Below are 13,084 nucleotides of genomic sequence, written 5' to 3' on the forward strand. Positions count from 1 at the left end.
AACGGCGTGTTTAACGTACGCCGCTCTTTGGCCGACACGTATAGCCCCTTTTATGAAGCGTCTAACACTGCAACGCCCCCTGCTCACTCTTGTCGCGGCGACGCTGCTGGCCTGCACGTCGGACGCAATGGCAGCCGTTTGCACCTTCAGCGGCTCTCCCTCCACGCAAACGCTCAGTTACGGCGCAAGCTTGGCCAATGGCGGTCTGAGCATCCCCGCCGATACACCGGATGGCACGGTGGTTTATCAGGAAACCGCACAGCAATCGAACTCGCACAGTTGGTCGTGCAATGCGACCTCGTTCTACGGAATAGCGGTCAATCCCGCGTTTGGCACTCCGACCGGTACCGTAAGGACCTTCCCGCTGGGCAAGACCGGGCTGTCGTTCCGTATCTGGATGGGTATGCTGGATCGCTATGAGCCCTCGCTCTTTTCGGTCGCCCCAAAAGGCTACGGCGTGATGCCAGGCTCGATCCGCCTGGAAATCATCAAGTCAGGCCCGTTGGCGGCGCAGATCACGATACCGGCCGGCAACCTGGCCAGCCTGAAAGCCGGCGAGCTGATTCTGAATAACTTCAATCTGGCCAATGCGCTGGTGTTGAATGCGGCGTCCTGCCAGACCCCTTCCGTCCCGGTCGCGATGGGCGATGACTATCAACTCCAGGAGTTTAGCGACGCGGGCGCCAAACCCCGCATCGTGCGCTTCGACATTGCCCTGAATCAGTGCCAGACCGGCATCAAGAAAGTCACCTATTCACTCAAAGCCACCACGCCCGTCATCGACGCGACCAAGGGCATCGTCGCGCTCAACAGCACCTCCACCGCCAGCGGCATCGGCCTGCAATTGATGAACGACGTCGGGCAGCCGATCGCCTTCGATACCACCTACCCGTTCAACGCCTTTACCACCACCGGCACCGATTTCAAGATCCCGTTAACCGCCGCGTACTACCGTCTGCCCACGGGCGAACTCAAGGCCGGCAGCGCCAACACCGAAGTCACCTTCATCGTCAACTACCTCTAGCATTCTAAGGATCGTCTGATGTTCCCCGCTCCCTGCCCTCCCTAGAGTGCCGGGATGAGATTGAAGAACTACCTCCATCAGATCAGCCCGCTCCTGTCCTCGCCCGATGCGGCGCGGCGTCTGCTGCGCATTTTCGCCCTGGTGCTGCTGGTGGGCATTCTCGGCGGCGTCTACAGCTTCCTGCTGTTTACCTTCAACAATGAGATTTCTCAACGGCGCAGCTACATGAGCAGCGCCATCGCTGAGGCGCATACGTTTTTCACCACCCGTGAAGCGCTGCTGGAAAGCCTGAGCCTGTCGGCCACACGCAAGGCGAAAATAAACGTGCCGGTGTCCGAGGAGGAAATCCGTCTGCTGCTGGGGCAAACGCCGGGCAAACAGTGGAGCATCTGGCTGACCCAGCGCATGCGCGATTACCTGAAAGCCAAACAGCTCAATCTGCTGTATGTCAGCAACGGCGGTCATGTACTGCGGCTATATAACGCGACACCGCTGGTCGTCGGTTTGCCACAGGCCACGCTGGATCAACTGGAGGCGCTCAAGCTCACGGCGACATTGTCGGAACTGTGGCTGACCCAGGCGGCAGACGGGCACTCGCAGTTGTACATTTTCATTCGCCTGGACGAACGCGACATCCACTCCGGCTGGCTCGGCCTGGAAATGGACGACCGTGAAGTCTCCAGCGCCTTGAACGACCACAGTGCCGGCGAGTTCACCATGTTCAACTCACAAGGCAAACCGCTGTTCAGCAACAGCCATAGACCTCCGCCGGAACAGAACCTGCCGCTCCTGAGGCAACAGGATTTCTTCGGCTTCGTCGGCAATGGCTGGCTGCCCGAGCAGTTGGTGTTGCGCAAGCAACTGAAATCATCGGATTGGCAGCTCACCTACTCCATCGACTTGCTGGCGGTGATACACGCGTTATGGCCACAAATGCTTGGCGCGCTGCTGTTCTGCGTAGTGAGTATCAGCCTGGTGTGCCTGTTGGTTCGCCGTCTGGAGCATCGCTTCATCACCCCGGCGATCCAGCGTATTCAGGCGCTGGTGGAAAGCGAGTTGTTCAGCCGCGACGTGATTCAGACTGCGCCGGTGGCGCTGTGCGTGTTGCGCCGCAGTGACGGTCAAGTGGTGCTGGACAACACCCTCGCGCGGCAATGGCTGGGCCAGTGCAGCGAGCAACTGGGCGCTGGCTGGATCCGCGATGCGTTCGACCAACACTCGCCGTGCCTGACCGATTACTTCGAGACTGCCGACGGTCGTCACCTATACCTGAGCTGTGCGCCGACCCGCTACAAAGGTGAAGACGTGTTGCTCTGTGCGTTCAGTGACATCAGCGCTCGGCGACAGATCGAAGCAGCGCTGGAACAGGCGCGCCAATCGGCCGATGCCGCCAACGAAGCCAAAACCTTGTTTCTGGCGACCATGAGCCACGAGATCCGCACCCCGCTCTACGGTGTGCTGGGCACCCTGGAATTGCTGGCACGCACGCAACTGGACACTCAGCAACAAAGTTACCTGCGGGCGATCGAGGGTTCGTCGGCCACGTTGCTGCAGTTGATTTGCGACGTGCTGGATGTGTCGAAGATCGAGGCCGGGCAACTGGCGCTGGAGCTGAGCGAATTTTCTGTCCCGGAACTGGTGCGCGAGGTGGTGCAGGGTTACGCCGCCGCCGCGCAAAGCAAAGGCCTGCAACTCTATGCCTGCCTCGATCCGCAACTGCCCGAGTGCCTGCTGGGCGATGTTAGCCGCGTACGGCAGATCCTCAATAATCTGCTGAGCAACGCGGTCAAGTTCACCGATTCCGGGCGCGTGGTATTGCGGGTCAGACTGCTCGCTCGCGAAGGCGAACGCGTGAGCCTGCAATGGCAGGTTTCCGACACCGGCAAGGGCATCGCCCATGACGATCAGGCGTTTATTTTCGAGCCGTTCTACCAGACCGCCGGCAACACCAATGTGGTCGCTGGCACCGGCCTGGGCCTACCCATTTGCCTGCGCCTGACCCACTTGATGAATGGCACTCTGCGTATGGTCAGCGAGCCTGGTCTGGGCAGCAGTTTTTCTCTGAGCGTGCCGCTGGAGCAACGCTCCTGCGACGTACCACCCGCCGCTTTGCTGCCATTGGCAGCGGACATCGTCTATGTGGTCTCACCGATCCGCGAACTGGCCGACAGCATCAGCGGCTGGTTGCGCCGCTGGGGTGCCCGCGCACATATCGGCGCACCGGACGGCATCGAGCCTGATGCGACGGCGGTGCTGCTGGAACTGTATCCCGCGGCCTTCGGACAACGCCCGAGCCTGGCATGGCGTGGGCCGCGCGTGCTGGCCAGCGGTGACGGCGCCCATGAGCCGCAGTTCAGCGGCGACGGCTGGCAGGTCAATCTGAATGATCTGCTGGCAATCCAGCGCGCCGTTCGCCAGGCCCAGAGCGGCCAGATCGTCCACCGCCCGCAAGACACTGAACCCCTCGCGATGCGCCCGTTGCATCTGCACATTCTGGTGGCCGAAGACAACGTCATCAATCAACTGATCCTGCGCGATCAGCTCGAAGAACTGGGCTGCACCGTGGCGCTGGCCAGCGATGGCGAGGAGGCCTTGTCGCACTGGCGCGATGCTGCGTTCGACATCGTCCTGACTGACGTCAACATGCCCCGTCTCAATGGCTACGAGTTGGCCCAAGCACTGCGGCGCTTGGGTTGCACCACTCCGATCATCGGCGCCACCGCCAACGCTCTACGTGGTGAGGACGCGCTGTGCCTGGCTGCGGGCATGAATCACTGCCTGGTCAAACCTTTCACGCTACGAGCCTTGCTCACTGTCCTGGCTCCCTACGAACGAGTCGCCCATGAAGCCCTGTAGCATTCTGATTGTCGAAGACCACCCTTTTCAGCACCTGTACTTGCAGAACCTGTTCAGCGAGTTGGGCGACTTCGATCTGGCGTGCGCAAGGGACGGTGAAGAAGCACTGGACTGCCTGAAACAACGCGACTTCGATCTGGTGCTCACCGACCTGCTGATGCCGGGCATGGACGGTGTGCAATTTATTCAGGGCCTCGCCGCGCAGCGTTCGCGCCCGGCACTGGCGATCATGAGCGCAGCCTCACGGCGCATGCTGATGGGCGCGAGCCTGGTGGCGAGCAACCTGCAAGTGAAAGTCATCGGGCTGATTTCCAAACCAGTGAATGCTGCCGCCCTGCGCTGCCTGATTGATCAATTGCAGGCGCTGCGCCAAAACATTCCGGCGGCGCCCCATCCCGGCATTGATCGCCAGAGTATTTGCAACGCCCTCGACAACGGTGAACTGCAAGCCTGGTTTCAACCGAAGAAGGCCTTGAGCAATGGGCGGATCGTCGCCGCCGAAGCACTGGTTCGCTGGAATCATCCTGAACATGGCACGCTGTTGCCCGGTGTGTTTTTGCCAGCGTTGATTGCGTTCGGTCTCGAAGAGCCGTTGCTCTGGTGCGTGCTGAAACAAGCGATTGCCGCCCAAGCCATCTGGCGCGAACAAGGCTATGACATTCCGGTGTCGGTCAATCTGCCCACGCACTTGCTCAACAGCCACGACTTGCCCGACCGCATCCTTGCTTTCGTGCTGGCCCATCAAGGCCTGCCCGCGCGAATCTGTTTCGAATTGATGGAGTGCTCGGTGCCCGATGACATCAGCAACTTCTACGCCGGCGCCTGCCGTCTGCGGATCAAGGGTTTCGGTCTGTCGCAGGACGATTTCGGCAAGGGCTACAGCTCGTACATGAACCTGGTGTCGGCGCCGTTCACCGAACTGAAAATCGACCGCGCACTGGTGCAAGGCTGCAACGCCAACGCCGAACTGGCGCAGGCCTTGACCAGCATTGTCAGCCTCGGTCGCCAATTGGGTCTGACGGTGGTGGCCGAAGGCGTAGAAACCGCACAAGAACTTGCTCTGCTGCGTAAAATCGACTGCACTCAGGTTCAGGGTTTCCTGATCTCCCACGCCGTTTCAGCCGATCAGTTCCAGCACTTGCTGACCCACGACGGGCCGGCGACTGCCTATTGAGCGGCACATGGCGGTTGTTGAACGTCGCTCGCTACCGAGGTCACTGTGTCCCAAGGCTGCCCCATCACCACTGGTCAGGCGCTGTAATGCCGCATACCAATGCATTTCTGGACAAACTGGCCAGCAGTTCGCTGCGTTTGAACAAAAGTCTGCTGCTGCTCGGCGCACTGGTGTTGCTGCTGTTGGGCATCAGCTATCTGGGGGTGCAGCGCATGCTCGAGGAGCAGCGCGACACCCTGCAGTTTCACTTCGCCCGGTTGATGGAAAATATCCATGAGCAGGAAGTGTTCCTGCGCGATATCTCCCAGGCCAGTGCCAAGGGCCAATATTTCCCTTTGGTGGTGTTGCCTACCTATTCGCAAAAGCTGCTGCCCGAAGAAGGCCCGAATGTCTATGAGGGCCGTGGCTTGCCGTTCTCACTGCCGTTCAGTGTAAAGATCGATCCGCAGAGAATCGCCGCCGACCAATACCCCAAGGTTTTCGCGCTGGGCAGTTATCTGGCTGCCTACTACAGCGCGTTCTGGGCGGCATCGCACTATCAGTCGCCGCAAGTGATCCTGCTCAATGGCCCCGACAACTTCGACGTGGCGGTGCCCTCCGCCGGGCGCTTGCGCGGTGCAGGCCCGATGCAGATCGGCGCGTTTGCGCAAGTGATGAGCCAGGTGAACCAGCACACACGCGAACAGTCTTCATCAGCGGCCGATCATCAGGTGCATTGGGCACCCTACCCGTCTACTCAGGACAGCGAGGCAACACCGACGCTGCTGGCCTACGTCAGGATCAATCTGCTGCAGCCAACGCTGACCATTGAAGGTGCCGATTCCTGGGTGGTGCTCGGCACGCTGCTGAAGCTGTCGCAGGTCAACAACATCGAGCGCTTGATGGAGTGGTCGATTTACGATGACTTCACCTTGATCACCCCGGCCGGTTTGGTCTTGACCGGCGCACAGAGGTCCGACCAGGCGCTGGATGAGGGGATAAATTTCGACCGTGACGGCCTGGTGTTCAAGCTGAGCAGCCCCGGCGAGCAACACTGGACCGCGATCTACATCATCAGCCTGCGCAGTTTCCTCAGCTATGCGCTGTGGCCATTGCTGTGCCTCGTGGCGGTGGTGCTGGCGTTGCTCGGTTGCGGTCGGGCCATCAATCGCTGGTACACCGCGCGCGTGATACTGCCGGCGCAAAGTGCGCACGCGAGCATCGCCGAAAGCGAGGCATTCAGCCGGGCGGTGATCGACACCGCGCCAACCGGCCTGTGCGTGATCCGCCGCAGCGATCACCACGTACTCCTGGAAAACCAGCGCGCCCAGCAATGGCACGACAGCAGCCGGTTGATGAGCCTGCTCAAGGCGCACAGCGAGTCCGGCCATGCCGATCTCGAGATCGATGGGCGTCATCAGCATGTGGCCTTCGTCTCGACCCGTTATCAGGGCCAGGATGCCTGGCTGTGTGCGTTGCATGACGTGACTCGGCATATCGAAGACGCCGCCGCTCTTGAAGAAGCCCGTCAGGCCGCCGACTCGGCCAACCAGGCCAAGAGCCGCTTCCTCGCCACCATGAGTCATGAAATTCGCACCCCGCTCTACGGCGTACTGGGCACCCTTGAGTTGCTCGGGCTGACGCCGCTCGCGCCGCGCCAGCAGGATTATCTGGACACCATCCAGCGTTCCTCCGCCAGCCTGTTCAAGCTGATCAGCGATGTGCTCGATGTGTCGAAGATCGAGGCCGGGCAGATGACCCTTGAGCTTCAGGACTTCTGCCCGCTGGAGCTGACTGAAGATGTCGTGCGGACTTACAGCGCCTTCGCCCGCGCCAAAGGCCTGCAACTGTATGCCTGCATCGATTCAACATTGCCGGATCGGCTGCGCGGCGACCCGTTGCGCATCCGCCAGATCCTCAACAACCTGCTGAGCAACGCGATCAAGTTCACCGACAACGGCCGCGTGGTATTGCGCGTGCGGGTGCTGCAAACCACCGCCGACACTGCCGAAGTACAGTGGCAGGTCAGCGACTCGGGGGTGGGAATTTCCCAAGCGCAGCAACAGCAATTGTTCGACCCCTTCTATCAGGTCAACGATGCCGACAGTCAGGCCGGCGCAGGTCTGGGCCTGGCCATCTGCAAATGGCTGTGCGAGTTGATGCTAGGGAAATTGAGCGTGGTCAGCGAACCGGGACTGGGCAGCAGTTTTACCCTGCAACTCACGCTGGAGAACAGGCCGGGCGCATTGGCCGACTGCCCCGCGTTCGAGGCCGGAAGCCCCGCCGTTTATGTTCGTGCACCCGTTAACGAACTGGCGCTGCACCTCATCGCCTGGCTCAAGCGTTTTGGTCTGGACTGCCACTTGGTGACGTCCGAGATGCCACCATCCTCGGCGCTGCTGGTGGACCTCACGCCTCTCGACAACGCTCCGCACTGGAGCGGGCCACGGATCGTCGCCATGCCGGGCGGCCCCAATCCAGCGCAGCCAGGCAGTGCAGACTGGACGGTCGACGCCGACGATGTGCGCGCGATTGCCTGGGCGATTTATCTGGCACAACACGGCGCCAGTGCGCAGCGCCCAGCCGCGTTGCAGGCTAAGACCCGCCCACTGAATCTGCAGGTGCTGGTGGCCGAAGACAATGTGATCAACGCGGCGATCATCAAGGAACAGCTGGAAGCACTGGGCTGCTCGGTGATCGTCGCCGTGAACGGCGAACAGGCCTTGGCACAGTGGGTGCCCGGCCGTTTCGATCTGCTGCTGACCGACGTCAACATGCCGGTCATGAACGGTTACCGACTCGCCGCGGCAGTGCGCCAACAGGACACTACGCTGCCGATCATCGGCGTCACCGCCAATGCCCTGCGCGAAGAAGGCGAACGCTGTGCCGCCGTCGGCATGAACGCGTGGATGGTCAAGCCGCTGAACCTCGCGACGTTGCGCGCGCAACTGGAGCAGCATTGCAAAATCGCCCTGGCGCCGACTATCGACGCCCCGCCGGCGCTTTCAGCGAAAATGCGCGAATTGTTTGTCACCACCCTGCGTCAGGACATTCAGACCACCCTGACGGCACTGGATGCGGCCGACGCCAACAGCGTGGCGCAGCAACTGCACAGCATGGCAGGGGCTCTGGGAGCGGTGCAGATCAACATCTTGGCCAGCGCGTTCGTCGAACTGGAATGTCGCTTGACCGGCATGGCCGTGACGCCCGCGCTGGCCGTGGAAGTACGCCAACACCTGGCGCGGCTGAATGATTTGCTCGACTCCCTCGAATAACTTCACTCTGGATAAATCACTCATGGAAACCTTCAACGTTGTCATTGCCGATGATCACCCCATCGTGCTGCTGGGGGTACGGGAACTGGTCGAGCGTGATCAACGCTTTCGCGTGGTGGGCGAAGCCGTTGGCTCCGATGAGCTGATCAAGCTGCTGGAGACCCGGCCTGTGGATTTGTTGATCACCGACTTCAACATGCCCGCCGAGTCGCCCTACGGTGACGGCCTGAAACTGGTGGAATACCTGACGCGGCATTTTCCCAAGGTTCGGGTGTTGGTGCTGACCATGATCTCCAACCCCTTGATCCTCACGCGCCTGCAGGAGCTGGGGGTGCTGGCGGTCATTCAGAAAAACCAGCTGCACGACGAAATAGCCACCGCTCTCAAAGCAATTGCCAAAGGCAGCCCGGTTCGCTGGCAGGCCCCCGCACCGACGTCAGTGGTAAACGACGGTGCTGATCTGGACGAACGTTTTTCCAGGCTGTCGCCCAAGGAACATGAAATCCTGCGTTTGTTCGTTCAGGGCCAGGGCGTTAACGACATTGCCCGCAACTTGAACAGAAGTGCGAAGACCATCAGTACGCAGAAAGTCTCGGCAATGCGCAAACTGGAAGTCAGCAGTGATCAGGAGTTGATGACTTACTGCATCGAACGCAACTTGTTCAATTAACTAAAAGACACTTTCCGAAATCCTCCGAACTTCTAAGGATCGTCTGATGTTCCAACGGTAATGCGCGTTTTATTGTGTTGTCTTCTCCCCAACCAATGGAAAAAGCAACATGAAAAAGTTGTCCCGAACGCTTCTCGCCCTTTCGATCTTCGCTGCGGCCGGCAATGTCCTGGCAGCCGACCCACCGGTTACGCCAACCAAGGCGGGCAGCGGCACCATCAACTTCACCGGCACCATCAACAACGACGCCTGTTCGGTTGAAAGCGCCGGCAAGGACAAGACCATTTCGGTCGCCATGGGTGAAGTGTCGATCAAAGACATGGGCACCGCGACTGCGCCGAAAGGCAACGGCACCTTGAGCGTCGAAAACTTCGACATGAAGATCAACTGCAACGCTGGCACCAAGGTTGCGATGCTCTTCGAACCGACCAAAGGCGCCGGTTCGGGCATCGAACCTGGCACTAAAGTGCTGCGACTGATCAGCGGCCTGGGGGCTGCAAAAGGTATCGGTATCGCCTTGCTCGACGCCAATGGCGCCGTGATCGACTTGAGCTCGCCAGCCACCGCGAAGATCGAAAACACCCTGCAGGACAGCAATACCACGCTGAAATTTTCGGCCGCCTACGTCACTACGGTTGACCCGAAACTGGCTGTTGCCGGTCGTGGCGATGCCACCCTGCCGTTCACCCTCCAATACGAATAACCCGCGCGAACTTTCGAGCCCGGTGCGGGGCCTCGCGGCCCCGTGCTTTCAATCATCTGCGCGGTAGCCATCATGTTTTATCGTCACTCACTGTCATTTTGCGCGGGCCTGCTGGGCCTGTTCGTGGTCACTCAGGCCACGGCCGGCATTTCCCTGAGCAGCACCCGCCTGATCTTCGACGGCCAGCACAAGGAAGCCGGCATCACCGTCCGTAACAGCGGTGAAGACGTATTGATCCAGTCCTGGATCGACACCGATGCCAGCGAAACCGCTTCCGTGCCGTTTGCAGTCACACCGCCGTTAGTGCGCGTCAGCGGCGACGAACAGCAAATACTGCGGGTCATCTACGAAGGCACCGGCATGCCGACCGACCGCGAATCAGTAGTCTGGCTCAACGTGCAGGAAATCCCCCAGACCGCGAAGACCGAGAACACCTTGCAGCTCGCCGTACGTCAGCGCATCAAGGTGTTCTTCCGCCCCGCGGGCCTGAAAAACAACGCCTACCTTGCACCGGGTGAGTTGACCTGGCGCCTGGCCGAGCGCGCCGGCAAAAGCGTGCTGGTGGTGAACAACCCCGGTCTTTATCACGTGTCGATTGCCGATATCACCCTGCAATCCGGCGCACTCAGCGAGCACCCGTTTGATTCGATGATGATCGCCCCCGGCGAACGCAAAGAGTTCGCCCTGAAACAACTTCACTCGACGAACACGCCAACTTTGTTGTTCAGCAGTATTAATGACTATGGCGCTCAAGATCGTTTTACCGCGCAACTTTCCAACAGCGCCGAAACCCGCGCTCGTCCAAAGAACGAATCTCCATAACTCGCGAGTCGCTTTGATCGCGCACTTTCACTGTATTTCTCTTCGCTCCGTTAGTTCGTATCGGAGGTGATATAGGGTTCCTGCATGTTTTTACTCAAACGCGACGGCCTGGCATCGTTGTTGATCGCCTCGGCTATCAGCACGGCGTGCCAGGCTGACGGCGATGAACAGTTCAACACGTCGTTTCTGCAAGGCGCCGCGTCCACCGTCGATGTGCAATCGCTGCTCGCCAGCAACAGCGTACTCCCCGGCAACTACCGGGTTGACCTCTACAGCAACGACACGCTGGTCGGTCGTCGCGACATCGACTTCCGACGCCACCCCGGCAGCGGCAAGATCCAGGCCTGCCTGACCCTGGAAATGGTCCAGCAGTTAGGCGTCGACATCGCCAAGTTGCAGGCTAGCGGCAAACTGGATGCTGACGATCCGCACGCCTGCCTCGACCTGCCCGCATTGATCGAGCATGCCAGCGTGCGTTACGACGTGCCGCGCCTGCGCCTGCTGGTCAGCGTGCCGCAAAGCGCCATGGAACGCGGTCGGCGGGGTTACGTTGACCCGGAGCTGTGGGACGAAGGCGTGCCTGCTGCATTCATCAACTATCAGCTGAGCAGCAACCGTAACAGCACGCAGACCGCCAACACGATTTCCAATAACGTCGGCCTGCGCAACGGCATCAACTTCGGTGGCTGGCGCCTGCGCAACGAGTCCAACTTCAACAGCAGCACCGACCAGCCGAGTACGTTCAAGAGCAACCGCAGCTATCTGCAACATGACCTGACCGCGCTGAAGGGCCAGTTCAGCGCCGGGGATATTTTCTCCGATGCCGACCTGTTCGACAGCGTGCGCTATCGCGGCCTGAAACTGGCTTCCGACGACGGCATGCGCGCCGACAGCGAGCGCGGCTATGCGCCAGTGATTCGCGGGATTGCGCAGTCCAGCGCGACTGTGGAAATTCGTCAGAACAACTACATGCTCTACAGCGCCAACGTGCCGCCGGGGCCGTTCGAAATCAGCGATATCTATCCGAGCGGTTCCAACGGTGATCTGGAGGTGACGATTATCGAGGCCGACGGTCAGCGCCGGGTGACGGTGCAGGCGTTTTCCAGCCTGCCGATCATGGTCCGTCAAGGTCAACTGAAGTACAGCTTCTCCGCTGGCCGCTACAACAGCAACAGCGACGATCTACAGTCGCCGCAGTTTGTCAGCAGCACGCTGGCCTATGGCATCAGCAGCAACTTGTCCGGCATCGTCGGCGTGCAGGTGACCGAGGATTTCCAGGCGTTGTCCGTGGGCGCGGGGCGCAATACGCCGATTGGTGCCGTGTCGCTCGACGTCACCCATTCCGCCAGTCGTACCTTTGGCCAAGCGGTCAAGGGCAACAGCTTGCGGGCGCTGTACGCCAAGACCTTTACCGGCACCGACACCAGCTTCACCCTCGCCGCCTATCGCTATTCGACCGAGGGTTATCGCACCCTCACCGACCACGTCGAGGAACTGAGCCACGAGGGCGAAAAACGCACGGGCAACTCGAAAACCCGCACCGACCTGACCGTCAACCAGAGCCTGGGGCGTGATCAGCAATATGGCAGCGTCTACCTGAATGCCAGTGACCAGCGCTATTGGGGCCGCGGCGGATCGCAAAGTCTGTCGGCGGGTTACAGCAACTATTGGGGTGATGTCAGCTACAACCTCGGCGCCACCTACACCAAGGATGTCGGCAACTATGGGCCGTCGAACAACGACACTCTCGTCAACCTGTCACTGTCGTTCCCGCTGGGTTCGAAACCTCGCGCGCCGAGGGCGTTCGTCTCCGCGAGTACACAGAAAGCCACCGACAGCACTCAGGTCGGGATCAACGGCTACCTGACGGAAGACAGCGACACCTATTACTCGGTGCAAGGCGGCAACAGCAGCACCGGAGGCAGCAGCGGTTCGGCCAATATCAGCACGCGAACATCGGTGATGGACATCAGCGCCGGGTACAGCCAGGGGCGCGGCTATAGCTCGCAGAATCTCAATCTGGCCGGCTCGGTCGTCGGCCACGGCGGCGGGATCAACCTCGGGCAAACCGTCGGTGAGACATTTGCGCTGGCGCAGGTCGAAGGCGTCTCCGGAGTAAAGATCGGCAGTTTCTCCGGGGCGAAAACCGGGCGTAATGGCTATGCCGTGGTGCCCAATGCGCAACCCTATCGGGTCAACTGGATCAACCTCGACACCCGTGATCTGGGCGCCGATATCGAAATCGATAATGCGACCCGGCAAGTGGTGCCGCGCCGTGGTGCAGTGGTGCTGGCACGCTATGCAAGCAAGACCGGGCGCCGCGTGCAATTTGCCTTGTTCGATGCGCAGCACCGAGCGATTCCGTTTGGTGCTTCCCTTGAAGATGGCACGGGCAAGCAACTGGCAATCTCCGACCCGAGCGGCAAGGCACTGGCGCTAGTCGAGGACGACGCCGGCAGCCTCGTCATCGTCTGGCAAGGCCAGCGCTGTGAAGCGCCTTACACACTGCCGGAGCGCAATAAGGCGCTGAACTATGAGCGGGTATCGCTAGTGTGCCGCGCGACAGCGACTGACTGAGACG

8 protein-coding genes are annotated in these 13,084 nt (G+C 60.5%); all 8 read left to right on the forward strand.

Going from position 1 to position 13,084, the window contains the following annotated elements:
* The first annotated feature begins 52 nt into the window (after nt 1-52).
* The 8 genes from ACIF4X_RS09545 (at nt 53) to ACIF4X_RS09580 (ending at nt 13,080) form a co-directional block, all read left to right on the forward strand.
* On the forward strand, nt 53-1,024 hold the full coding sequence (locus ACIF4X_RS09545) for a fimbrial protein (protein WP_397481921.1): 972 nt from the start codon (nt 53-55) through the stop codon (nt 1,022-1,024).
* 54 nt (nt 1,025-1,078) lie between these two features.
* On the forward strand, nt 1,079-3,880 hold the full coding sequence (locus tag ACIF4X_RS09550) for an ATP-binding protein (RefSeq protein ID WP_397481922.1): 2,802 nt from the start codon (nt 1,079-1,081) through the stop codon (nt 3,878-3,880).
* Nucleotides 3,867-5,054: an EAL domain-containing protein gene (locus tag ACIF4X_RS09555; protein WP_397481923.1), complete on the forward strand. Its 1,188-nt coding sequence runs from the start codon at nt 3,867-3,869 to the stop codon at nt 5,052-5,054. Before ACIF4X_RS09550 ends, ACIF4X_RS09555 begins: the two co-directional genes overlap by 14 nt.
* An 86-nt stretch (nt 5,055-5,140) precedes the next feature.
* Entirely contained in the window at nt 5,141-8,308 is a 3,168-nt protein-coding gene (locus ACIF4X_RS09560; protein WP_397481924.1) for an ATP-binding protein, read from the forward strand.
* 22 nt (nt 8,309-8,330) lie between these two features.
* Nucleotides 8,331-8,978: a response regulator gene (locus tag ACIF4X_RS09565; RefSeq protein ID WP_397481925.1), complete on the forward strand. Its 648-nt coding sequence runs from the start codon at nt 8,331-8,333 to the stop codon at nt 8,976-8,978.
* A gap of 109 nt (nt 8,979-9,087) precedes the next feature.
* Nucleotides 9,088-9,681, forward strand: a complete 594-nt coding sequence (locus tag ACIF4X_RS09570; protein WP_095189889.1) for a fimbrial protein — start codon at nt 9,088-9,090, stop codon at nt 9,679-9,681.
* A gap of 72 nt (nt 9,682-9,753) precedes the next feature.
* Complete coding sequence (locus ACIF4X_RS09575; RefSeq protein ID WP_397481926.1) at nt 9,754-10,503, forward strand: molecular chaperone; 750 nt, start codon at nt 9,754-9,756, stop codon at nt 10,501-10,503.
* Nucleotides 10,504-10,587: 84 nt separating this feature from the next.
* Entirely contained in the window at nt 10,588-13,080 is a 2,493-nt protein-coding gene (locus tag ACIF4X_RS09580) for a fimbria/pilus outer membrane usher protein (RefSeq protein WP_397481927.1), read from the forward strand.
* Nucleotides 13,081-13,084 lie beyond the last annotated feature (4 nt).

It is taken from the genome of Pseudomonas sp. NPDC085632 (assembly GCF_044541255.1).
In the GTDB taxonomy this organism is placed as follows: Bacteria; Pseudomonadota; Gammaproteobacteria; order Pseudomonadales; family Pseudomonadaceae; genus Aquipseudomonas.

Bases quoted from the DNA above. Each gene is read 5' to 3' on its own strand.
- ACIF4X_RS09560 (WP_397481924.1), top strand. From the start codon at position 5,141: ATGCCGCATACCAATGCATTTCTGGACAAACTGGCCAGCAGTTCGCTG.
- ACIF4X_RS09580 (WP_397481927.1), top strand. From the start codon at position 10,588: ATGTTTTTACTCAAACGCGACGGCCTGGCATCGTTGTTGATCGCCTCG.
- ACIF4X_RS09565 (WP_397481925.1), top strand. From the start codon at position 8,331: ATGGAAACCTTCAACGTTGTCATTGCCGATGATCACCCCATCGTGCTG.
- ACIF4X_RS09550 (WP_397481922.1), top strand. From the start codon at position 1,079: ATGAGATTGAAGAACTACCTCCATCAGATCAGCCCGCTCCTGTCCTCG.
- ACIF4X_RS09570 (WP_095189889.1), top strand. From the start codon at position 9,088: ATGAAAAAGTTGTCCCGAACGCTTCTCGCCCTTTCGATCTTCGCTGCG.
- ACIF4X_RS09575 (WP_397481926.1), top strand. From the start codon at position 9,754: ATGTTTTATCGTCACTCACTGTCATTTTGCGCGGGCCTGCTGGGCCTG.
- ACIF4X_RS09545 (WP_397481921.1), top strand. From the start codon at position 53: ATGAAGCGTCTAACACTGCAACGCCCCCTGCTCACTCTTGTCGCGGCG.
- ACIF4X_RS09555 (WP_397481923.1), top strand. From the start codon at position 3,867: ATGAAGCCCTGTAGCATTCTGATTGTCGAAGACCACCCTTTTCAGCAC.